The sequence below is a fragment of the Desulfatiglans sp. genome (assembly GCA_012513605.1).
Lineage (GTDB): Bacteria > Desulfobacterota > DSM-4660 > Desulfatiglandales > HGW-15 > JAAZBV01.
On sequence record JAAZBV010000154.1, the window covers coordinates 105,371 to 126,422 of the forward strand.

General features: G+C 40.2%; 27 protein-coding genes and 1 tRNA gene. 11 read left to right on the forward strand and 17 right to left on the reverse strand.

Features of this window, described 5'->3' with window-relative positions; translation table 11 throughout:
• Positions 1-21: 21 nt before the first annotated feature.
• The 11 genes from GX654_21065 to GX654_21115 all read right to left on the reverse strand — a co-directional run bounded on the left by GX654_21065 (position 22) and on the right by GX654_21115 (position 5,451).
• Positions 22-546, reverse strand: a complete 525-nt coding sequence (locus GX654_21065; GenBank protein NLD39355.1) for a hypothetical protein — start codon at positions 544-546, stop codon at positions 22-24.
• Between the two features lie 27 nt (positions 547-573).
• Positions 574-1,317 (reverse strand): DUF169 domain-containing protein, encoded by a 744-nt coding sequence (locus tag GX654_21070; protein NLD39356.1) that lies wholly within the window; start codon positions 1,315-1,317, stop codon positions 574-576.
• A gap of 102 nt (positions 1,318-1,419) precedes the next feature.
• The gene (locus GX654_21075; protein NLD39357.1) at positions 1,420-1,656 is read right to left on the reverse strand and encodes a hypothetical protein; all 237 of its coding nucleotides are present in this window, start codon (positions 1,654-1,656) and stop codon (positions 1,420-1,422) included.
• A gap of 4 nt (positions 1,657-1,660) precedes the next feature.
• Positions 1,661-1,894 (reverse strand): hypothetical protein, encoded by a 234-nt coding sequence (locus GX654_21080; GenBank protein ID NLD39358.1) that lies wholly within the window; start codon positions 1,892-1,894, stop codon positions 1,661-1,663.
• A 24-nt stretch (positions 1,895-1,918) separates the two neighbouring features.
• Entirely contained in the window at positions 1,919-2,332 is a 414-nt protein-coding gene (locus GX654_21085; protein NLD39359.1) for a cupin domain-containing protein, read from the reverse strand.
• Positions 2,333-2,732: 400 nt separating this feature from the next.
• Entirely contained in the window at positions 2,733-3,062 is a 330-nt protein-coding gene (locus tag GX654_21090) for a hypothetical protein (GenBank protein NLD39360.1), read from the reverse strand.
• Positions 3,063-3,243: 181 nt separating this feature from the next.
• Positions 3,244-3,705, reverse strand: coding sequence for a hypothetical protein (locus tag GX654_21095; GenBank protein NLD39361.1), 462 nt, complete (start codon positions 3,703-3,705; stop codon positions 3,244-3,246).
• A 15-nt stretch (positions 3,706-3,720) separates the two neighbouring features.
• Positions 3,721-4,020 (reverse strand): type II toxin-antitoxin system Phd/YefM family antitoxin, encoded by a 300-nt coding sequence (locus GX654_21100; GenBank protein ID NLD39362.1) that lies wholly within the window; start codon positions 4,018-4,020, stop codon positions 3,721-3,723.
• A gap of 1 nt (position 4,021) precedes the next feature.
• Entirely contained in the window at positions 4,022-4,648 is a 627-nt protein-coding gene (locus GX654_21105; protein ID NLD39363.1) for a DUF2238 domain-containing protein, read from the reverse strand.
• Positions 4,649-4,931: 283 nt separating this feature from the next.
• A complete protein-coding gene (locus GX654_21110; GenBank protein NLD39364.1) occupies positions 4,932-5,198 on the reverse strand; it encodes a type II toxin-antitoxin system RelE/ParE family toxin in 267 nt (88 codons plus the stop codon).
• A gap of 4 nt (positions 5,199-5,202) precedes the next feature.
• Positions 5,203-5,451 carry a type II toxin-antitoxin system prevent-host-death family antitoxin gene (locus GX654_21115; protein NLD39365.1) on the reverse strand — a complete coding sequence of 83 codons (249 nt, stop codon included), beginning with the start codon at positions 5,449-5,451 and terminating at the stop codon, positions 5,203-5,205.
• A gap of 324 nt (positions 5,452-5,775) precedes the next feature.
• Between GX654_21115 and acs the strand changes: the two genes are divergently transcribed.
• From acs to GX654_21155, 8 genes are all read left to right on the forward strand, one after another.
• Positions 5,776-7,749 carry an acetate--CoA ligase gene (gene acs / locus GX654_21120; GenBank protein ID NLD39366.1) on the forward strand — a complete coding sequence of 658 codons (1,974 nt, stop codon included), beginning with the start codon at positions 5,776-5,778 and terminating at the stop codon, positions 7,747-7,749.
• 146 nt (positions 7,750-7,895) lie between these two features.
• Entirely contained in the window at positions 7,896-9,140 is a 1,245-nt protein-coding gene (locus tag GX654_21125) for an OFA family MFS transporter (GenBank protein NLD39367.1), read from the forward strand.
• A gap of 279 nt (positions 9,141-9,419) precedes the next feature.
• Positions 9,420-9,845 (forward strand): 30S ribosomal protein S6, encoded by a 426-nt coding sequence (gene rpsF / locus GX654_21130; GenBank protein ID NLD39368.1) that lies wholly within the window; start codon positions 9,420-9,422, stop codon positions 9,843-9,845.
• Positions 9,832-10,122 carry a 30S ribosomal protein S18 gene (locus GX654_21135; GenBank protein NLD39369.1) on the forward strand — a complete coding sequence of 97 codons (291 nt, stop codon included), beginning with the start codon at positions 9,832-9,834 and terminating at the stop codon, positions 10,120-10,122. Before rpsF ends, GX654_21135 begins: the two co-directional genes overlap by 14 nt.
• 71 nt (positions 10,123-10,193) lie before the next feature.
• Positions 10,194-10,640 carry a 50S ribosomal protein L9 gene (locus tag GX654_21140; GenBank protein ID NLD39370.1) on the forward strand — a complete coding sequence of 149 codons (447 nt, stop codon included), beginning with the start codon at positions 10,194-10,196 and terminating at the stop codon, positions 10,638-10,640.
• A 36-nt stretch (positions 10,641-10,676) separates the two neighbouring features.
• Complete coding sequence (gene dnaB, locus GX654_21145) at positions 10,677-12,050, forward strand: replicative DNA helicase (protein ID NLD39371.1); 1,374 nt, start codon at positions 10,677-10,679, stop codon at positions 12,048-12,050.
• Between the two features lie 231 nt (positions 12,051-12,281).
• Positions 12,282-12,485 carry a cold shock domain-containing protein gene (locus GX654_21150; GenBank protein NLD39372.1) on the forward strand — a complete coding sequence of 68 codons (204 nt, stop codon included), beginning with the start codon at positions 12,282-12,284 and terminating at the stop codon, positions 12,483-12,485.
• 72 nt (positions 12,486-12,557) lie between these two features.
• Positions 12,558-12,980, forward strand: coding sequence for a hypothetical protein (locus GX654_21155; GenBank protein ID NLD39373.1), 423 nt, complete (start codon positions 12,558-12,560; stop codon positions 12,978-12,980).
• Positions 12,981-13,027: 47 nt separating this feature from the next.
• Here GX654_21155 and GX654_21160 read toward each other — a convergent pair whose 3' ends face one another.
• Both GX654_21160 and GX654_21165 read right to left on the reverse strand, forming a co-directional pair.
• Complete coding sequence (locus GX654_21160; protein ID NLD39374.1) at positions 13,028-14,071, reverse strand: flippase-like domain-containing protein; 1,044 nt, start codon at positions 14,069-14,071, stop codon at positions 13,028-13,030.
• Positions 14,061-14,996 carry a bifunctional riboflavin kinase/FAD synthetase gene (locus GX654_21165; GenBank protein ID NLD39375.1) on the reverse strand — a complete coding sequence of 312 codons (936 nt, stop codon included), beginning with the start codon at positions 14,994-14,996 and terminating at the stop codon, positions 14,061-14,063. The genes GX654_21160 and GX654_21165 overlap by 11 nt, the downstream gene beginning before the upstream one ends.
• A 171-nt stretch (positions 14,997-15,167) precedes the next feature.
• Between GX654_21165 and GX654_21170 the strand changes: the two genes are divergently transcribed.
• Positions 15,168-15,251 (forward strand) — tRNA-Leu (locus GX654_21170).
• Between the two features lie 199 nt (positions 15,252-15,450).
• On the opposite strand, the gene GX654_21175 is transcribed toward GX654_21170, so the two are convergent.
• Positions 15,451-17,151, reverse strand: coding sequence for a hypothetical protein (locus GX654_21175; GenBank protein NLD39376.1), 1,701 nt, complete (start codon positions 17,149-17,151; stop codon positions 15,451-15,453).
• A 181-nt stretch (positions 17,152-17,332) separates the two neighbouring features.
• On the opposite strand from GX654_21175, the gene GX654_21180 reads away from it, so the two are divergent.
• Positions 17,333-17,926 (forward strand): hypothetical protein, encoded by a 594-nt coding sequence (locus GX654_21180; protein NLD39377.1) that lies wholly within the window; start codon positions 17,333-17,335, stop codon positions 17,924-17,926.
• 95 nt (positions 17,927-18,021) lie between these two features.
• On the opposite strand, the gene GX654_21185 is transcribed toward GX654_21180, so the two are convergent.
• The 3 genes from GX654_21185 to GX654_21195 all read right to left on the reverse strand — a co-directional run bounded on the left by GX654_21185 (position 18,022) and on the right by GX654_21195 (position 19,992).
• A complete protein-coding gene (locus tag GX654_21185) occupies positions 18,022-18,825 on the reverse strand; it encodes an ImmA/IrrE family metallo-endopeptidase (GenBank protein ID NLD39378.1) in 804 nt (267 codons plus the stop codon).
• A 273-nt stretch (positions 18,826-19,098) separates the two neighbouring features.
• A complete protein-coding gene (locus GX654_21190; protein ID NLD39379.1) occupies positions 19,099-19,266 on the reverse strand; it encodes a hypothetical protein in 168 nt (55 codons plus the stop codon).
• 54 nt (positions 19,267-19,320) lie between these two features.
• Positions 19,321-19,992 carry a recombinase family protein gene (locus tag GX654_21195; protein NLD39380.1) on the reverse strand — a complete coding sequence of 224 codons (672 nt, stop codon included), beginning with the start codon at positions 19,990-19,992 and terminating at the stop codon, positions 19,321-19,323.
• Positions 19,993-20,422: 430 nt separating this feature from the next.
• On the opposite strand from GX654_21195, the gene GX654_21200 reads away from it, so the two are divergent.
• Positions 20,423-20,743: a hypothetical protein gene (locus tag GX654_21200; GenBank protein ID NLD39381.1), complete on the forward strand. Its 321-nt coding sequence runs from the start codon at positions 20,423-20,425 to the stop codon at positions 20,741-20,743.
• Positions 20,744-21,052 lie beyond the last annotated feature (309 nt).

Consider the following 21,052-nt stretch of genomic DNA (forward strand, 5'->3'; position numbering starts at 1 on the left):
AGAACATCAATACATTATTTACTACTTACCTGCACGAACTGTTTTTTTAAGGTTATCAAGTTTCTCAACCAGCTTTTTATGATCTGGCCTTGCCTCTATTTTATATGCAATATTTTTAAAACCGTAACTCAGGTCTTCGCATATCTTTTTCTGGTCGTCAGGTGGGAGTGCAAGTATCTCTTTTGTAACATTATCAGGGTCACAGGCAAAAAGCTCGGCAAATACATATGTGGGATACTCATCAGTTATGCTGATTAATGTGTTGATATATTCTTTCAAGAGATCGGCTTTAGGGGCAGCGCAATAATCCCTTGCCAGGGTCTTAAGGATGGTTTCAAATTCCTCCTTTTTGGCATCAAGCAGGGCGCCCTTTTCCTTTTGTGCCTCCATGTCACCCGACATGAATGCTGCGCCCATCTCGCTGTTTAATTTTCGATAATCCTTAAACACTGATATGGCCTTATCACTGGAATCATCTGCAAAGGCAGCAACCTGAAAAAGAAAACAAACAGCCATAAAGCAAAAAACTATACCTGATTTTCTCATATTGTTTCTCCTTTTGATTTTTATTTTTTATCTCTCAAGACGATTATTAAGGTTTTCCCAGATATAGGTGTTTAAAAAGCAGTCATCCATATTTGCCTGCATGGAAACAAATTTGGGCCATGGTATTGAAAAGCTCAGCAGATTGGGTTTCACACATGCCCTGGTACTCGGGTCAAGCAGTCCGATGACCGCTTTTGGCTCTTCGGATTCAAGCTCTTTCATTGGGAAAGCTACAAGCATTTCACAACCGGAACAGAATGGCGTTATCACCCCATGAGGTGTCATTGTGTCGTAGTTTGCAAGGCCATGCAGCCCGGATAAAACATCAGGGGTACAGAAGAAAATCACAACCTGCGGCTCGTCCTTATCGCTTAATAAATCCCAGCGTTTAAAAATCAGGTATCTCTTTTTTGCTTTTAATGGGGGGCTATTTTTAAACATGGCTTTTACATGGGCAGGGCTTTTTTTATACCTCTCAACATTAACCATAAAATTGATTGTCTGCTCATTAGCTCCAGCGGGCATAAAGCCCAGTAAACCCTTTGACCCCCAGCAGCCAAGGTTATCCTGGTTAAAGGCGCGGGCCTTGCCAATCCGCACAGGGGCCAGTTGGCTGAATAGACAGGTAATGCCATGTTTATTAGGTTTGGGCGCATCAGGGAATTCAGCGCCACAAAGATCATCTGCGTAGAAACATGCTATTGGAAGTTCACTTCGTTTAAAGTATTTCGCCCATTTGGTCATAAAGCTTGTTTTTATGGTTAAGTCCATATTATTAACCCTTTGCCCTTGATGATGTAATAACACAGCTCCGGCTCATGATTATGAACTGGTTGCTCTGAACCAACAGGAATATTTTAACACACATTTAAATTAAGATGCCCTGAGTAAAGACTCTTCAACTGTTTGCGGAACCTGGATAGGCACAAAATAAGAGCAAGGATAGATATAATCATCTCCACTCTCATCAATGATACGGATATCGCCTTCATCTTCAACATCTTTATCAGCTATTACCCGGTAAATTTTATGGAGTTCCAAAGATACAGGATAATCCGAGTTATTTATGCACACAACAAACTCCGACAAATTCTGTTTTGTTTCTTTCATTTTTTTACTCCAAATATCTTTTACGTTTTGTTTCCTTTTTGCCAATACCATGAGCCTCATACCAATGAAGCTCGGCTAACTTTACTTTTCCCGATGAAAGACGAATATGGGCAATTCCCTTCATTTTCTTCCAATTCCCAGGGCCATACAATCTTTTAAGACGAGTAAGATCACGGATACCTAAACCCTTGGCAATGGTTTCAACCTCTTTAATTTCGTCGATTATATCAAATGTCATTTATAAAATCCATTATTACAGATTTTAACATTTGGATATCAACCTTTTCAATTTAGGCGCTTCCGGCCACAAGGTGGCCTCATACTCTTTGCTGAACGCAGGCGCATTTGCCGTGATGTACTCTAAAATCTCGCTTCCCAGGTTCTTTATGCCATGCTTAGAATTTGATGGAATAAAAATGGCATCACCTTCTTTTACCTCTTGGGATTCATTTTCAATAACCATAAGCCCTGTGCCTCTGATGATGTAATAACACTGCTCAGGCTCATGATTATGAACTGGTTGCTCTGAACCAACAGGGATCTCTGATATTTGAAGTGAGAGGTTTTGGGTTGCAGAGTTATAAGGGCTTATCAGCATCCATGATGTTAATATCTTTAGGTCTCCGGTATTATTTGAATTGTGTCTGTTGAATACTTTCATAATAATCCTGTTCAACTGTATTTTCATTCATAATGTATCCACATGCGAAAAATTTTTACTATCTTGATTTATCATGTGTCATATTTATATCTTTTAAACATTTTTGGACTTCTGCTGGATCAATTCTTTTATAGCAATCCTCACGCTGTCTCGCTTCTAATTCGTCATACAAAATGCTGGTACAGCCTTGAACCATCAGTAAACATACCACAAGTAGAAGCATTATCCTTTTCATCATAATCTATGTTCCTTTCATGTAATAAAATTATCAATTCATTCACTACAAAATAGAAAACGGTTTATGCAAAGTAACAAAACCAAACTGTCAACTGTCTAGACCAGAAAGCTATCCCTATCGCAGGGTCATGTAAAGCTAAAGTTTATGACAAATGGTGGTAATGTCAGGAGGTACTTTTTATTTTGGCTTTCTTTTGGCTTTGAACCAGGATTCATCTCCCATGTGAAAATAAATTTTTCCGTGCAGTTCATTTTCCTTAATTGCTGCCCAGCCATGACCGCATATAGGATCACCTTCATCATCTCCTGACCATGTAAACTCCAATCTTTCTTTTTCTCCAACCTTTTCAACTCGATAGTCAATTTCACCTTCAACTGCACCAAATTGAAAACGCCCCTCTTTGTCTTCCTGGAAAAGAATATGTCCAGGGATTACCATATCAATGAAGTCATTCTCCCAGAGCTCCATCTCTGTAATTCTCCATTTACCGATATATTTATTTTTCATATATTTTTTCTTTAGTAATGTAGGTTGGATTATGCGAAGCAACCCAACAATATTCATTTTAATTTCAAATAATGCTGTATTCAAATCAGTAAGGTAATCATTTCCCCTATCAACCATCAATTAAAGGAATGTTGGGTTAAAACCCAACCTACTTCCTAGTTAATTTGGGGTTAACAGAGTTTTATTTAATTTCAATAAACGTATCTCCATTAAAATAGTAATATTTGGGAGGGTTATACATTTCAGGACGACCATTTTTTTGGTCATTTTCATCATAGGGATCGACAATTATCATAGAGCTATTTGGCTTATATTCGACGTCAAGGCTTGATTGAGGGGCATAAAATATTTTGCCATTTTGAGCATTAATTATCAGATTTACTTGGCAACTTGTTCCACAACCCCATTGTATCCATATGTATTTGCCAGCAAAATTAATATTCTTTTTATAACCTTCGGTTATTTGAATCTCGAAGGAAATGTTATCCTGTAAATCATTTTCATTAATAGGAGCTTTAGGGCCAGTATATATATCTTGCACCTTATAATCTTCAAATGACTTTTTAGTTTCTTCAGCATTATAATGGTTGTAGTTGAATGCAATAATGGTAGTGATAAAAAATATTAATAAATTTATTTTCATAAAAACTCCATTGAATCATAGACCAGTTGATTGTACCCAATGCCATTCTGTAAATATTTTATTTTTTGCTGCCTTATGGGCGATTCCCTGTCCCTGTGCAAGTTGACTAAGAGATGTCTGGACATCAGTTAAAAGTTCAAGCTTTTCCTGCATGTTTTCATATTCAGATGCATCCATTAAAACGGCAACACCTTTACCATGCTGTGTAATAATAACTGATCTTTTCGTATCACGAACCTGCTTAATATAGTTTGCTATGCCTGTCCTTACCTCAGACAATGGTTTGATATCTTGATCAATTTTTAATCTTTGAATTTTACACCTCTTTCTTTTTAAAAACCGGTTTTCGAATATGAATAAATAATAACATGGCGGTCAGGGCTCCCAGGGTATCGGCGAGCATATCTTTTTGAGCATCCCAGATGTCTCCCTGACTCCCCAGATAGGCTGCCCCCGCAGCCGGGTCGGACAAGGCGGCGTATATCCACTCCACCAGTTCGTAGGTCATGGCAAGGGTTCCAATACAAAAAACCGGGTATGTGAAAAGGAGAAATCTGTTATTTACCAGGCGTTTTCTCCACAGTAATTCAGCTATTGCAAAGGCATAAAAGCCAACCGAGAAATGGGCCACCCTGTCAAAATGGTTTCTTGAAAAATTAAAAAGATGTGTAATCCAATCAAACGGCACCATTGCAAAGGTCCAGTGCCCTCCAATGGTATGCAAATAGACCAGAACAAACATCAGCGCATAAGCCGTTTTGGTAAAAATAATTTTATATAAATAGAGAGTGATGATCACTGCAAGGATGATCCAGACTGTCAGATTTTCGACCAGCCAGGTGGCCCTATCCACCGGATTAATCGCGAGTATAATAAACAACACTGCATAGGCCGCTAACAGCCATTTCAAAAATTTCGCCGATCCTTTTTCTGATTCGTTCATAATTCTGCCTTTCCATTGTGCGAAATATAGTCAAAATCCACAACCCTCTGCTGCATATCCTTATATAAAACTTGATGAAAACATACCCGGTGAGACCTGGGCATTATGAAAAATGGTGTGAGGTATGTCAATATGTTTTGGGCTGCTCATATGGAGGGAATAGCGCATAAAGAGGCAATATTTCTAAAAAGCACAACAAGATTAAAAATTATCAGGACATTGCTGGCTATTGGGTTGATAATCAGATGGCTGGATGTGTATCGGTTAATACAACTAATTAATTTTACTGTGCAAATCGTTTAAATACCTCGTCATCATTTCTGTTACCAATTACTGCAATATTAACCTTATCTTTGTCAAAACGGTAAATAATACGATGCTCACCGATATCAACATGATGGTATCCCGCATCTCCTGAAAGCTGTTTGGAATCGCTGGGCGCAGGATTTTCTCTGAGGGAAAGTATGGTCGCGACTATTTGCCTGTATTGTTTTGGGGGTAAGGCTTTTATAATTTGACCTGCTGCCCGGGAGATATCTATTTTATACATATAATCAACCATGGGTGAAGAACGCTTCTGAGGCCCTCTTTCCTAAATAACCTAATTCTTCTGCCTTTTTTGCCTTTGAAGCCCAGTAGGCATCCTCATAAGAAAGGAGCTTTTCATACATACTATTTGAAATCAAAACAGATTTAATTCTCCCTGATTTTTCAATTAATACAGGGGATGTTTCTGCGGCATCCAGATATTGACCAAGCCTGTTTTTTAGTTCTGTTGCACTTATCTGCATATCAACCTCCATTTTTTAAATGATCACAATAGGCTTTTTAGCTAATTTAGTCAAGCAATAGATCGCTTGCAACTTTGTATTTCATTAAAAATGGTAAAAATCAAAAAATATAATTACTATTTATTATATTAAATACAATAAGTTATCAATATTCAAACAAACGTTTTAAATATTTTCTTTTTTTTTCGAATCCTATTGCATAAACATTGTAAAATTGTTATGAATCCTGCATTTCCCGATAGAGCTCCTGCCACGATTGTGGCTAGATATATTTTTTAATGTAGTGTTTTTGGTTTACCAGTTTATTATCTATTTTTAACCTAAAGGAGGATTATGATGTCCAATGAAAAAAAGGTCGACTCTGTTTACGTAGAAAAGAGGGTTTTTAACCCATCAAAGGAGTTTGTTGATAATGCCCTTTTAAAAAGCGATGCAGAATATGAAAAAATGTACAAACGTTCAATAGATGACCCAGAGGGTTTCTGGGGTGAAATGGCTGAAAAACATATAGACTGGTTCAAAAAATGGGACGGACCGGTCGAGAAATATGATTTCAAGGATAACATCAATGTTGAATACTTCAAGGGTGGCAAGCTCAATATCACATACAACTGCCTTGACCGTCACCTTAAGACCTGGAGAAAGAACAAGGCCGCTCTGATCTTCCAGGGCGAACCCCTTGAGGAAACAGTTACATACACCTATCAGCAGCTCCATCGCGAAGTATGTAAATTCGCAAACGTCCTTAAGGGCCTGGGCGTTAAAAAGGGTGACAGGGTAGCTATATTCCTCCCGATGATCATGGAACTTCCTGTTGCAATGCTTGCATGTGCAAGGATCGGCGCCATCCACAGCATAGTATTCGGCGGATTCAGCGCAGATGCGCTTAAAGACCGCATACAGGACTGTAAGGCTGAAATCCTGATTACATGCAACTATGGTTACAGGTCAGGCAAAGTCCTCTCCAGCAAGGCATCTGCTGATGCAGCCATGAATGCTTGTCCGACCATTAAAAAGTGCGTTGTTGTAAACAGGATAAACAAGGAAACAGAGATGAAGGAAGGCCGTGACCTTTGGTGGCATGAGCTGATGGCAGATGCATCACCGGTATGTGAACCAGAGCCGATGGATGCAGAAGACCCCTTGTTTATCCTTTACACAAGCGGAAGCACAGGAAAGCCAAAGGGTGTTCTTCATACAACAGCAGGTTACCTGCTCTATACAACCATGACCATGAAGTATGTGTTCGACATTAAGGACGAAGATGTTTACTGGTGTACGGCAGATATAGGCTGGGTAACAGGCCACAGCTACATAGTATACGGCCCACTCTCAGTAGGTGCAACATCCATAGTATTTGAAAGCGTTCCCAACTATCCTCAGCCTGACCGTTTCTGGGAAGTTGTTGAAAAATTTGGCGTAAACATATTCTATACAGCCCCCACTGCAATCAGGGCAATCATGAAGAATGGAGATGACTGGCCTAACAAGAGAGACCTTAGCAGCCTGAGGCTCCTTGGCAGCGTTGGCGAGCCAATTAATCCTGAGGCATGGATGTGGTATTACACAGTTATCGGAAAGGAAAAGTGCCCGGTAACAGACACATGGTGGCAGACAGAGACAGGCGGCCATCTTATCGCGGGAATCCCCGGCGCAATGGCAATGAAGCCCGGTTCAGCAAGCAAACCATTCTTTGGAGTTGTTCCCGTTATCCTTTCTGCTGACGGCAGTGAAGCAGACAGCAAGGAAGGCGGACATCTCTATATTAAAAAATCATGGCCTGGAATGATGAGAACCGTTTATGGCGATCCTGACAGGTTCAAGAGTCAGTATTTTGTTCAGAGCCCAGGCCTGTACTTTACCGGTGACGGCGCAAGAAAGGATGAAGACGGCTTCTACTGGCTTTTGGGCAGGGTTGATGACGTAATCAACGTTTCCGGTCACAGGCTTGGTACCGCTGAAGTAGAAAGCGCACTTGTAGCACATGAGTCTGTTGCTGAAGCAGCTGTTGTTGGTTACCCGCATGACATTAAGGGACAGGGCATTTATGCATATGTAACACTGAAGCAGGGTTTCACTGCCTCTGATGAGCTCAAAAAGACGCTTGTTGCCCACATTAGGAAGGAGATCGGCCCGATTGCCTCTCCTGACAAGCTGCATTTTGCGGATGGCCTCCCCAAGACACGCAGTGGAAAGATCATGAGAAGGATACTGAGAAAGATCGCTGAAGGTGAGGTAGGCGCCCTTGGTGATACATCAACACTGGCGGAACCTGATGTAGTAGATAAGCTGGTATCAGGCAGACAGTAATATTGTAATTCAGGGCTTTGAGCATAATTACTTTTATGCCAAAGCCCTTTTTGTAAATACTAATATTGACTTTTTACAGCGCTGAAATCAGCCTTTCTGGCGTGTTTTCGGCTTCTTTACAATTACTTAAATATTAAGGATTAATTATGTCACAGCAAATTAAAAACAGGGGTTGGATGGTTACATTCAGTGGTACAGGTATAAACCTTGCCCTTGGAATATTGTATGCATGGAGCATCTTTAAGGATGCAATCAAGGTATCCATTGAATCGGCAGCCCCGGGGGCCTTTGACTGGGATATCGCCACCCTGAATGACCCTTACGCAATCTGCTGTCTTGTTTTCGCATTTTCAATGATACTGGCTGGAAAATGTCAGGATAAATTCGGGCCGCGAATAACCTCTTTTCTTGGTGGGATCCTGGTCGGAATCGGGCTGATATGGATATCAACCACCACCAGTTATATCACCTGGATCCTGGGATTCGGAGTCCTGTCCGGTATAGGGATAGGGTTTGGATACTCCGCTGCCACACCGCCTGCTTTGAAATGGTTTCCTCCTAAAAAGACCGGTCTGATCGCAGGGCTTGTTGTTTCAGGATTCGGGCTGGCTTCAGTTTATATTGCGCCTCTGTCACAGTTTCTTTTAGGCACGTATGGCATTCAGAGATCAATGTTTTTTTACGGAATTGCCTTTCTGATTATTGTATGCCTTCTATCACTCATGCTGATAAATCCCCCTGCAGGGTATGTCCCTGAAAGCAGCACCTCTTCCGGCTCAGGCACTTCAAAGGCAATACAGTCAAATTTCCTGCCCTCAGAAATGTTGAAAACAGGGGCTTTTTACAGGATATGGCTGCTTTATTTTATAGGTTCAGGGGCAGGCCTAATGGTAATAGGAAGCGTGGCCAGTATGGCAAAAAAGAGTATGGGTGATATGGCGTTTCTTGCTGTCGCTATTATGGCCATTGGAAATGCAGGAGGAAGGATTATCGCCGGTATCCTGTCTGATAAGATAGGAAGGAAAGCCACACTGATCATCATGCTTCTTTTCCAGGCGATCCTTATGTTTATCGCCATACCGGTAGTAGGGTCTGGCAACACAAACAGCATTATCCTGGTATTTATCGCTACCCTGATCGGTTTTAACTATGGAACAAACCTCTCTCTTTTTCCTTCACTCACAAAGGACAGCTGGGGTTTAAAGAATTTCGGTATCAATTATGGTATTGTTTTTACAGCCTGGGGTGTAGGTGGATTTGTAATGGGCAGGCTTTCACAGATGTTGCAGGCCAGTTCTGGCAGCTATAACTCTTCATTTATTACAGCAGGCATCCTTTTGATTATCTCTGTTATAGTAGCTTTTACCATAAAGAGTGAAAAGCAGCCATAAGCAGGGTGGACAGGCATAAGATTAACGCAATCCGGCCAAAAAAGTTTTATAAAAGCTGTTAAAGGTATTTTTCTTTAACAGCTTTTTTTCCACCTTACTGCTCAAGAAAAACTCCTTGACAATAAACAATACCAATGATAGTCAAATACCTTTTTATTAACTCCTTGTTCCGCGGGACAGGGCAATTTAAATCATGCATAAATCTATTTTTTGTGTAAGGGGCATGCTTTAAGGGCCGGTTTTGCGGGACCAACATTAAAGCCCGAAAGGAGAGCATTTATGAGGCATTATGAAATAATTTATATTGTGAACCCCAATCTGAACAGCGATGAATATCGCGAGGTATTAAAAAAATACAGCGAAATCATCGCTAATAACAAGGGAGTTGTTATTAAGACAGAAGAATGGGGCAAACAGAGGCTGGCCTACAGAATAAGAAAATTCTATAATGGCGTTTATGTATATGTTGAGTTCTGTGCCTTGGCCAACTCAATCGTAGAACTAGAAAGAAACCTTAAGTTAGACGACAACATCCTGAAATTCCAGACAGTAAAACTCGCTGACCAGGCAGACCCTGAGGAGCTTATCCAAAAGGCTCAGATCGAGGTTAAACCTACGGAGCAGCCCTTAAAGGTAAATGATGACGCAGATGGGCAGGATTATTATGATCAGGAAGAAAGCGAGGTAGAGAATGGAGAGGAATAACAACTACAATAATAGAGACAGGGATAAAGACAGGGACAGTAAAAAAGGCGGTATGTCATTTCACAGAAGAAAGATCTGCAGATTCTGTGCAGACAGCACCCTGCCGATTGATTATAAAGACCACAAGATGTTAAGGCTGTTTACAACCGAACGAGGGAAGATCGTCCCAAGAAGGATCTCAGGTAACTGCGCCAAACATCAGAGGATGATTACCATAGAAATAAACCGTGCCCGTTATATTGCGCTGCTGCCCTACACGACAGCGACAGTAAGATAAGAGCTGAATAACACTGCACAGGGTGGTATTATTCTTTTTAAGGCTGACAGTTAAAATTTGGAGAAATATCAATGAAAGTTATATTGACAACAGAAATAGATTCATTGGGTCTTGAGGGAGACACAGTTACTGTGGCAAAGGGTTATGCCCGTAATTACCTTATCCCAAAAGGATTTGCCCTTGAAGCAACCAATCAGAATATTAAATTAATTGAGATGCAGAAAAAAAAGATAGATGAACGCAGACTCAAAGCCCAGGAAGGTGCTGAAAAGGTCAAAGAGCTTATCAATGAAAAGGTTATAACAATTACACAGAAGGCAGGTGACGAGGAGAAACTTTACGGCTCTGTCACAACCATGGATATAGCCGAATCGCTTGAAAGAGAAGGCATCTCAGTTGACAGGAGAAAGATAGTTCTGGATAGGCCAATAAAAACCCTTGGGGAATATGAGGTTACTATAAAGCTCCATCCTAATGTAGCAGCAAAACTCAAGGTAATGGTAGCAGCCGAGGAATAAATCTCCTCCTGGGGTTTTACCGGGGATCACATCTATATGAATCGGGTAAAAGAGAAGGCAACCCCCTCAACAGCCAAGGTTCCGCCGCATAATATTGAGGCGGAACAGTCTATACTGGGAGGGGTACTGATCAATAATGAGGCCATGAACCAGATCATGGATATCCTAACCCCTGAATGCTTTTACCGGGAGGCACATGGGCTAATCTTCCAGGGGATGATTGCCCTCTACAACAATAACGAACCGATTGATCTCATTACACTTTCTCAGCATCTTACTCAAAAAGAAAATCTAGAAAAGGCAGGGGGCATGGATTACCTGACCTCCCTTGTTGAGGCTGTTTCAACCTCCGCGGGGATAGAATATCATGCTGAAATAGTACATGACAGGCATGTACGCAGAAAACTCCTTTCTGAATGTTCCACAATAAGTGAGTCATGCCTGCAGAACTGGCATACCACAGAGGAGCTGCTCGACATGGCAGAGCAGTCTATCTTTGATATTGCGGAAGAAAAGATCAGTGAAGGCTTTTCTCCAATGGAAAGCGTTATCAATGAAAGCTTCAAGAAACTGGAAAGCGTATCAGCGGAAGATGGTTTTATCACAGGTGTCACCACTGGGTTTATAGAATTCGATAAGTTGACTGCTGGCCTTCAGCCTTCTGATCTTGTTATACTTGCCGCAAGGCCAAGTATGGGGAAAACTGCATTTGCCCTTAATATCGGCTACAACGCTGCTTTAAAGACTAAAAAAGGGGTGGCGGTTTTTTCACTTGAGATGTCAAAGATGCAGCTTGGTATGAGGCTCTTGGGTTTTGAGGCACAGATAGATGCCTCAAAACTGCGTACAGGCACACTGAGGGATAAAGACTGGACAACCCTGACCCATGCCGCGGGGGTTCTTTCTGAATTACCTCTATTCATTGATGATACATCAGGCATAGGTGTTCTTGATATGAAGGCAAAATGCCGGAGGCTTTTGAAAAAAACCAACCTGGGCATGGTAATTGTAGATTATATCCAGCTGGTTCAGGGGAAATCAAAGGTCGAGTCAAGGCAGATTGAGATATCTGAAATTTCCAGGGGGCTTAAAGCCCTTGCAAAAGACCTTAACGTCCCTGTTCTTGTACTCTCACAGTTAAACAGGAAGGTTGAAGACCGGCCCAATAAGAGGCCCCAGATAGCAGATCTGAGGGAGAGCGGCGCCATTGAACAGGATGCAGATATCATTGTCTTTATATATAGAGACGAGGTATACCACGGCACCACGGATGAAAACAAAAACATTGCTGAAATAATTATAGCTAAACAGAGAAACGGCCCGACCGGGGCATTCAGGCTTACATTTCAGAAAGAGTTTACCAGATTCAGGGATTATGTTGGGGAGAATAATTATTTTCAAGAGGTCTAGTCCCTAAAGGATTCAACGGTTACTCCTGGTTTTGAGTTTGAGTGCGCTACTGACTGATAAAGTAGCAGAAAATAGTTCTTGAATTTAAAAATAGGAAGGTTTATAGTTCTTAAAATTTTTTAAGCCCCTGATAAAGAAAGGGCTCGTTTCGCACTGAGGGTAAGTTTTACAGCCAGAGTGGCATCCTGAGGTCTTGAAACAGTAACGTTAATTTGAAAGGAGGATGTCATTATGGCAAACGGAACCGTAAAATGGTTTAGTGACAAAAAGGGCTTCGGCTTTATAGAGCTCGAAGATGGCAGTGGTGATGTATTTGTGCACCATTCAGCCATAAACATGGATGGTTTTAAGAGCCTTGATGAGGGCGATAAGGTGACCCTGGAAATCGAACAGGGAAAGCGCGGCCCATCGGCAAAGAACGTTACCAAGCTGTAAAAAGAAAAACCTATTTCGGAGGCATCCTGGCACCAAAGGTGTCAAGATGCCTTTTTTTAGTCCGGGTATAATATGAATGAAATTGACATTGACCGCACTCCGGTCGCAAAAGACATTATAACAGTTTGTTCAAGATGCAATCTTGAACTGAATCATATCGTTGTAAGGCACAATGCTAAAGGTATTGTTGACCGTGTGAAATGCCACACATGCGGGTTTGAACATAAATACAAGCCTGTTAAAAAAAAGGCGGAGACTACTGTAAAAAGAAAATCGCCTGTCAGGAAAAAATCCGCTGAAAAGGAATATGAGGCAATGATGGAAAAACATGTTGACCAGACCCCAGTTCCTTATTCAATGCAGGGATCATTCAGTGAGGGCAGCTTCATTGATCATAAGACCTTTGGAAAGGGTTTCGTAACAGGTTTATCCTTTGAGCGCATAGAGGTGCTTTTCCAGGAGGGCATAAAAACCCTGGCGGCTGGCAAAAAATAGTATGCGCTGCATAAATTGGATGCGTTTGAAGCATTCATGATACAGTATCAAAAATAGGATCCACCTCGGTTGACCTTATTTTTGATATTTGTCCGCCCACAGGCTGCATGCAGCCTTGTAAAGGCAAACACCCCGATTATTACTGTAGGGATAAAAAAAAGGGCATGAAGCAGGGTCGCGACAGAAAGCCCGGCCTCAGCGGATATCCCTAATACTATATAGGCATACTGCCCGGCGAGGTGGTATGCCCCTATAAATCCTGGGGCTGAAGGCACAATCACTCCGGCAAAAAGAAATCCCATAATTAAAAAGGTTGTCACAAAGGGAAGCCTGATGCCTGATGCAATCCCCACCAGATGGATCTGGAACAGGGATAATCCCCAAAGTAACAGTGACCATAATAAGGCCATCAGTAATGGCCTGCACTCTTTGACAGGTGAGAGACCCAGAAAAAAATTATCAAGAACCAGGCCTATTTTCTTTCTTACAGCTTCTGAAAACAGGAAAAGAATCTTATCTATAACCCGTTGAAAGATATCCGGCCTGCGCCTGATTAAAGCGATAAAAAACATTGCAAGTACAATTGCACAGAAAAAAATAAGGGAGCTCCACCGGATGTGCTCGATGATGTGGTTAAACTCAGGGGGAAAGGTTGTACTCATAAGTCCGATAACTATAATAATAAGCATAATAAACCCGTCGTACAAGCGTTCAATAACAAGGGTGCCGAATACAGCGCTTTTACTTATCTCTTCTATCTGCCCAAGGGAGTTTGCCCTTACAAGCTCACCCAGCCTTGCCGGTAGAACACAGTTGGCTGCAAAACCTGTAAATATGGAAAGAAGTCTGTTTTTAAAACCGGTCTTCTGTACATGACATAAGAAAATCTCCCAGCGAAGGGCGCGTATAATATACTGGATAATGGTTATCAGGGCTGCAGGCAAAAGAAGGGTATAATCTGATGAAGCTATTATTTGGCCTGTTTTCCATATATCTACCCGGCGAAATGCAACGAAAAGAAACAGGGCGCTTAAAAAGAGCCCTGTCCAAAGCTTCCAGTTCACTGTTTTGAGCGGTCTCTTATTTTCCATTCACTTCCAGGATTTTCCTTGCATTGATTACATCCTTTTCTATCTGCCTTACCAGTTCATCCTTGCTGCTGTATTTTTTCTCATCCCTCAGGCGATCAACAAACCTTATGGCAAGCTTTTCACCTACAATATCACCGCTGAAATCAAGGATATGGGTCTCGATAGAGAGTGATTCCCCGTTAAATGTCGGGTTAACGCCTATATTGCATACACCATTATACTCCCTGTCTTTTATGATTACCCTTACCGCATACACGCCTGTGCCCGGGATAATCTCCTTGTAAGGGGCAAGATTGGCAGTGGGAAAGCCAAGCAGACTTCCGCCCCTTCCCATACCGGTTTTTACAATACCTGTAATCTGGTGGTCACGCCCCAAAAGCCTTTTTGCCTCAGCAAGGTCTCCCGCCCGAATCAGGTTTCTTATGGAGGTGCTTGATACAAGGGTGTCATTAAGGTAAACAGGCTCAACAACATGCACCCTGAAACCAAGCTCGTCACCCATCTTTTTTAACAGTTCTATATTCCCTTTTCTGCCTGAACCGAAACTGTAGTCATATCCCACTACTATTTCTTTGATGCCTATTTTTTTAACCAGAATCCCCTCTACAAAATCATTAGCAGTGATGGCTGCAAATTCTAAAGTAAACGGGAGGCAGAGTATCACATCAATTCCAGAGGCAAGGATCAGTCTAATCTTATCTTCAAGAGGGGTGATGAGCCTGGGCTCGTTTCTGTGTCTTACCACCTTTAAGGGGTGGGGCTCAAATGTCATTACAACAGACTGCCCATTAATCCCCCGGGCAAGTCTTTTTACCCTGTCAAACAGGGCCAGATGCCCTTTATGCACCCCGTCAAAATTTCCGATGGTAAGCACCGGATTGATTAAAGGTTTTGTAAGCGCCCCCAGATCAGTGATAACAGTCATTATTTTTTTATTCCCTCATTATCTTGAGATACTTATCCTGCCTGAAGTCGCACCCGGTATATTACCGGTTATCAAAATGCACAGATGATAATCTTTCACTGTCGTGACTTATTTGTTGACAGAAATCGAGTGATACTATAAATAAAGCGTGAAAATATCAACCAATAATGTGCCGAAGTGGTGGAATTGGTAGACACGCTAGGTTCAGGGTCTAGTGGGGGTTTCCTCGTAGGAGTTCAAGTCTCCTCTTCGGCATACCAAAAAGTAATAACCCGTTGTATTTAAACGGGTTTTTTATTTAGTATAAATCAGTCATTTTATGAAATCGGAAAATAAACCCCTAAAATTAAGTGATTTTGGATATTTAAAGGCACAAAATCGACACAATACCGCCAGTCAAAACATATTAAATTTACTGGTTATTTCAGGTTTCAAACGTAGATTATTGGCAGGGTTAAAACTCTTTTTCAATCACAGGCGAGAAACCATACATTACCTTTTTATATGCCTCTATCATCGCCTCTGCGAGTAGGTCTTCATACTTTGCAGGGACAATATAACTATCATGGACAGGCAGACAGGGAACCCCTTCTTTCAATAACCTTTGCAGGATTATATCTGTTATTTTACTATCAAAGTATTGTAATCGTCCCCATTTGCCGGAGTTAAGAAAATTTGATATGGGTTTATGGACTTCCTTAAACCTCTCAATGCATGCCTTTATTGACTTGCCAGTGGTATCAAAGTTTAATCCATTGTCCCATATGCCGCCCCTTATACCTGCGATCGCCTCTTTTTCATTTGCGGCGTTGATTGAAATCAGAGATACGATTTTATACACCGGGCGCAATGATTGGTCTTCACGGCATAACTCGATATATGGGTCATCCCTGTAATCTATTTCCATCTCATGATATAACATCCTAATATGGTGCGCCTTGTAATCCAGTTCGCAGGCGGGTTCTCCGTCAATGACTATGCACTTTCTGACTTCCTTTGGCATGTTGATATGACAGGCACCATAGAACCTCCCTGCATTGTCAGGATACTTATTAAATACACGGTGTAAATACTGATAATGGGATACGAAAGACAAACGCCTGATACCGAAATATGAGAGAGGTCTTTTTATCAGGTGTTCATTTACCGTGGTCGTTCCTTCAGTATCAAGTAGTTGATATTCTTCTAATAAATCGATTTCCGTTCCAGTAATGGAGATATGTTTATTAGAGTTATACTTAGTATTATTATTTGATAGTATATTATACTCATAGTATTTATTGTTAATATATTTATTATAGTAGTTTCTATAATGACTTATCTTATATTTATTTGATTTAAGTATTGAGTGTTTCAACTCTTCAGAACCAGGCCCGTTCATCAACAGATATTCTTCATCGCCCATTTTGAATAAATGGACTTCGTCGCCTTTCATCTCATATTTAATAAACTCTCCTGCCTGAAAATCAGTAATCCTTACGAGACCCTTATTAATCAGGCGTTTCAACATATTATTCAGAAAATAAACATTAACGGGTGTATCAGGTGCAAGGTTAAATGATACTTCGTGTTCGGATATAAATTTATTATACCTTGCAAGGTCATCGGTTATTTTCTCCCGTAACTTTTTATCCCTGTCCTCAAACTCCATATCGTTTCCCTTGTCATCTCGCAATATAACAAGGTCTTCACTTTTAGGCGGGGATACTCCGATGTAATCCATACCAAAGATATTGTATTGTTCGAACAACCTGCAAAGGTTCTCTGATGCCGCCATTCTTGATTGACGCAGGACTTTTTCTTCTCTGTTATAATACCCCATGTAGTTGTCGATATATCCCAGTTCAACCAGTGCATCTATGACTGATAAGACCCGTTCTTTTTTAAAAAATAATTTTTTGTATCGACTATAATTCGAATAACTTGCAGGTCGGCGGGAATACCGAACTGCAACCGCCATGTCATTAGCGATTATCAGGTTAATCAGGATAATTTTTAATGTCCCCTTTGAATGGTATTCTTCATTCTTGGTTTTAACTCGCCGTTGGTCTTTTTTAATAATATCCTGAAACAGGTCATCTGCAAGAGCCTTCACTCCCGGATATTCAGTAATGAGGTAAGTATCAAGGTGTATGGCGTTCTCAAAGAAAGGCATTGATGTGTGTTCTCCAATGTTTGGTTAAATTTTTTCAGGATTTTTTCTTAATTACCGATAGTATTTTATACAATGATATTTTATACATACAGATAATTCCATAAAGTATCAATACCCATGTAAATATTTATTCATTCAAAATTAATGTTATTAATTTGACTTTTAACATTAGAGGGCAATTATGACAGAAGCAAAATTACCAGGAGATAAAGTCCAAGTTATTAGAGTTCCATCTTTAACCAAAGACCGCAAAGAAATACCCAAAGAGTTGAGAGATCAGATCATCAGAACAATAACTGAAAAATTTGACAAGGCAAATGGTGGTTCCGAACGAATTGAAGTTATAGGAAGTTATTTTTCTGACATACATAATGAGTCAATATCTGAGAGTATCACAAGGATTGAAAGTCATGGTATTAATCCTTTTACCAAAGAAGAAATTGAAAAATTCACCTCCCTGCTTCAACAGGAATGCATAATGAGACAAACTTCCTATGGAGTAATTGCATACCTTATTGATGACAAGAGAGAAGATGAAGTATATCCCAAAGAGTTGATGAATGAGGACGGCACTAAATTTCTTATTGAGAGAGACGGTGATAAATATACTATAACTGAATTTGATAAATTTGGTTCTTTTAGAAGTATCGAGGAATATTCAGAAGATGATTTAATAACGATTGATGAAGGCGCACCAGATGAAGTTCTTCAAGCACAATTTGAAGAGGTTGAAGAAAACAAAAAAAATGGTCTATTGGATGATGATGTTTTATAATAATAATCATCTTTGTCTGTTTTGTTGTAAAGAAATGTGTGCCAGGTGTGCAAGATTGCGCCACAATCAACGATATACAGATTATTAATAGCAGTTTAGGCGTTCAGACTGGTAATATCTTGTGCGGTATTTTCAGGCACTTTAAGTATAAGATTTAAGACCTTCTCCACATCGGTCATTACTTTTATACAGGCAGAGCAGGTAGATACTTTCAGTTTGTCTGCATAACCATCAATATATTTGTATGAGTTACCGATAAATTTTTCCCCTGACATCCCAACAATCCTGCATAGTGCATGAGCGGATAACTCTGCGACTATCTCCTGTAAAGGGTCTTGTCCCATTGTAAGGTTTCCTTTTACTTTTTCGTGTGCGCAATGTGCAAGTTCATGAAAGAATACCCCTTCTTCTTTGGTGCAGAGTGCAATTTCTTTGCGGTCGGGTGAATAATATCCTCTATAACAGTAATTACCGGGTATCGCCTTTACTGATATACCCCATTCCTCCGCACGTTTTATCAATGGCAGTTGAGGCAGTTCAATACCTTCATAATCAAGGTTTTCGCCGTCTGTATCTTCAACCCGAAATACAGGTTTGCATCCGAACCCATACAATGCGTCCTGTTCTCCTGTATCCGTTTCAAGTTTCTTAATGAATGGAACCAAAATATAAATCGCCTTACTACCTTTTTTTACATATCTGTTTTCTTGTTGCCACTGCCTGTATCCCCTTGCATCCTGTGTTCCAGATAAAAACATTAATGTCCTGTTAAGTATAGACCAATGTGTGCTTGGGATATCAGGAATAGGGAACATAGACATTGCAACTGCATCAGGTATATCGCCTGTTTTAAATCTTTCAAGAATACTGTGCAATACTTGTTTGACGTTCTCTTTCATAGTTTCCTCCTTCAATGTTATTTGTTTCTTCGTCCAGTTTGATTTTACAGACCTGACAGATACTGTGGGTTATAGGGTTCTTTGGTATTACCGTTGTTCCTGCGCCCTTAAAGCGCATAAACTTCCCACACCAACTGCAAATAACCATTAACTGCATGACATCCTCCTTATGTATAAAAATAGAAACCGCCCTGAGACTGTTTCCCAGAGCGGTTCTTGGTGTTTATGTTGTTTAACTACTGTACAGTAATATACTATGTAGTTATTATCCTATCACGGTATCAACTCCTCATAATCATCCTCTTTGCAGGGTTCATCAATATCCTGCTCACGTTCAATCCGTTTCATTTCCTGTGTCTCCTCTTCAAAGTATCCCACTGCACCGCCTATGATGGCAAAATCTTCAATGTCCAAATCGTCAAAGAAATCATCGAAACACACTGTTATCCCCTCCTTTACTTATTATTTTTGGCACATCGGTCGAAGTGTCAAAATTTACTTTGAAAGTATCCTTGAAATGGTTTTAGGATGCCAATTTGTATTGCCTCTTTTTGTTAAATGTCCCGCCTGTTCCAGTTCTCGACATATCTTTGTAAGAGAATACCCATCTTTATTGAGTTTGCGCATCGTTCGGATTACTCTTTGTTCTGCATCGTTCTTAATCAGAATTCCGGCAGGGGTTAAATCATATCCATAAGGAACATCCCCTCCTGTCTTCTCATTAAGAGACCTCTTATGAGACAACGCCGCCTTTGTTCTTTCTCCTATAATGCGTCTCTCCATCTCTGCAAGTGCAGCAGTCAAAGTGAAAAAGAACTTCCCCATTGCAGATTGTGTGTCCAGTGTTTCTTCAATACTGTGAAAGGAAATACCATATCTCTGAAACATAGATGTTGTCTCCAGAGCATCCACCGTTGAACGGAATATCCTGTCCAGTTTATAGACCACCACTGCGTTAATCTGTTTTCTCTTTGCGAGATTAAGAACTTTCTGCACCCCAGGCCGTTTCAAATTCTTTGCACTAATGCCAGCGTCTTCGATTATCTCTGAAAGGTTTAAGTCCTTTAACTGACAGTATGCCTGTATCTTTGATTTCTGATTATCCAGTGAAACACCTTCGCATTGTTCGGTCGTCGAGACCCTGCAATAACCGATTGTAATGGTCATAATGATTACCTCCTTGTGTATATTGTTTTTTCTATCGCCCTTATGCGGAATGAAAAACATCTTTTCGTTTTTCATGTAGTGTAAGGGGACATAAGTTAATGGTATGTAAGGTCAAAAATGATTGATGTTAATTAAAAATGGTGGCGCAGGATAGACTTGTTGCCCGGTCGCATATTATTCAAAAAGTTTCCGTATGCGGAAATTTGTTATTCGAGTTTTAATAATGGAGGTGGCCCTATAATCATTGTATAATTTTTAATAATGTCTCTGCCAGTGTTTAGGGACCCGCCGGCAAAAATACTGAATTGTGGGATAGATGACTATGATAAAGTTAATATAGTTATTAACACATTGATAATTTGATACTTTTCACATAATATAAATAAGATTAATGAATAAATTTTTACAAATCAATAAAAGGAGGCACAGGATGAGTTCAGAAATAATAGATGACATTTGCATATTATGTGGAAATCCAGCCCAAAGCATGGAATATGGAAAAGGTAACGGCAAGGCATTTTTCAACTGTTCTAATAAATTGTGTGGCGAATACCTGATTACATATACGGCAATTGGAAAAATTGAACCTCAAAATAAAAAGTCATATTTTGAAAGGACAACCACAAAAGAAGAAATAATAGACACAGGGAAGATACTTGTAATTTTTTACCATGGTGGGATAAAAACAGAAATTAAAAACATTTCTGATGTTTTGTGTAAAATGGAAATATCTAAATTAGGTTTTAAATAAATATTACTATTAAATATAAAGTAAGAGGTTCCTGATGATTAAATTTAAAAAAATTTTCCTCAGTTTTATCTCTTCGTTTATCGTTATTTGCCTTTATTCACCAGTGTATGGAGGTTTATTTGACTGGTTCGACAAACCGACATTAACCGAAAATCAAATAAAATGGCAAATTTACAAACGCATGTCAATGGTCGTTAAAAAGTGAGCCATTTTCGGTCGTGAAAACTGAGCCACTTTACATTTCAATTTGATCTGATTTTATTGCCTCCTTTTCATTATTCTTTCTAAGACGATAACTATTCCCTTTGA

Bases quoted from the DNA above. Each gene is read 5' to 3' on its own strand.
- GX654_21065 (NLD39355.1), bottom strand. From the start codon at position 546: ATGAGAAAATCAGGTATAGTTTTTTGCTTTATGGCTGTTTGTTTTCTT.
- GX654_21070 (NLD39356.1), bottom strand. From the start codon at position 1,317: ATGGACTTAACCATAAAAACAAGCTTTATGACCAAATGGGCGAAATAC.
- GX654_21075 (NLD39357.1), bottom strand. From the start codon at position 1,656: ATGAAAGAAACAAAACAGAATTTGTCGGAGTTTGTTGTGTGCATAAAT.
- GX654_21080 (NLD39358.1), bottom strand. From the start codon at position 1,894: ATGACATTTGATATAATCGACGAAATTAAAGAGGTTGAAACCATTGCC.
- GX654_21090 (NLD39360.1), bottom strand. From the start codon at position 3,062: ATGAAAAATAAATATATCGGTAAATGGAGAATTACAGAGATGGAGCTC.
- GX654_21095 (NLD39361.1), bottom strand. From the start codon at position 3,705: ATGAAAATAAATTTATTAATATTTTTTATCACTACCATTATTGCATTC.
- GX654_21105 (NLD39363.1), bottom strand. From the start codon at position 4,648: ATGAACGAATCAGAAAAAGGATCGGCGAAATTTTTGAAATGGCTGTTA.
- GX654_21110 (NLD39364.1), bottom strand. From the start codon at position 5,198: ATGTATAAAATAGATATCTCCCGGGCAGCAGGTCAAATTATAAAAGCC.
- GX654_21115 (NLD39365.1), bottom strand. From the start codon at position 5,451: ATGGAGGTTGATATGCAGATAAGTGCAACAGAACTAAAAAACAGGCTT.
- acs (NLD39366.1), top strand. From the start codon at position 5,776: ATGTCCAATGAAAAAAAGGTCGACTCTGTTTACGTAGAAAAGAGGGTT.
- GX654_21125 (NLD39367.1), top strand. From the start codon at position 7,896: ATGTCACAGCAAATTAAAAACAGGGGTTGGATGGTTACATTCAGTGGT.
- rpsF (NLD39368.1), top strand. From the start codon at position 9,420: ATGAGGCATTATGAAATAATTTATATTGTGAACCCCAATCTGAACAGC.
- GX654_21135 (NLD39369.1), top strand. From the start codon at position 9,832: ATGGAGAGGAATAACAACTACAATAATAGAGACAGGGATAAAGACAGG.
- GX654_21140 (NLD39370.1), top strand. From the start codon at position 10,194: ATGAAAGTTATATTGACAACAGAAATAGATTCATTGGGTCTTGAGGGA.
- dnaB (NLD39371.1), top strand. From the start codon at position 10,677: ATGAATCGGGTAAAAGAGAAGGCAACCCCCTCAACAGCCAAGGTTCCG.
- GX654_21150 (NLD39372.1), top strand. From the start codon at position 12,282: ATGGCAAACGGAACCGTAAAATGGTTTAGTGACAAAAAGGGCTTCGGC.
- GX654_21155 (NLD39373.1), top strand. From the start codon at position 12,558: ATGAATGAAATTGACATTGACCGCACTCCGGTCGCAAAAGACATTATA.
- GX654_21160 (NLD39374.1), bottom strand. From the start codon at position 14,071: ATGGAAAATAAGAGACCGCTCAAAACAGTGAACTGGAAGCTTTGGACA.
- GX654_21165 (NLD39375.1), bottom strand. From the start codon at position 14,996: ATGACTGTTATCACTGATCTGGGGGCGCTTACAAAACCTTTAATCAAT.
- GX654_21175 (NLD39376.1), bottom strand. From the start codon at position 17,151: ATGCCTTTCTTTGAGAACGCCATACACCTTGATACTTACCTCATTACT.
- GX654_21180 (NLD39377.1), top strand. From the start codon at position 17,333: ATGACAGAAGCAAAATTACCAGGAGATAAAGTCCAAGTTATTAGAGTT.
- GX654_21185 (NLD39378.1), bottom strand. From the start codon at position 18,825: ATGAAAGAGAACGTCAAACAAGTATTGCACAGTATTCTTGAAAGATTT.
- GX654_21195 (NLD39380.1), bottom strand. From the start codon at position 19,992: ATGACCATTACAATCGGTTATTGCAGGGTCTCGACGACCGAACAATGC.
- GX654_21200 (NLD39381.1), top strand. From the start codon at position 20,423: ATGAGTTCAGAAATAATAGATGACATTTGCATATTATGTGGAAATCCA.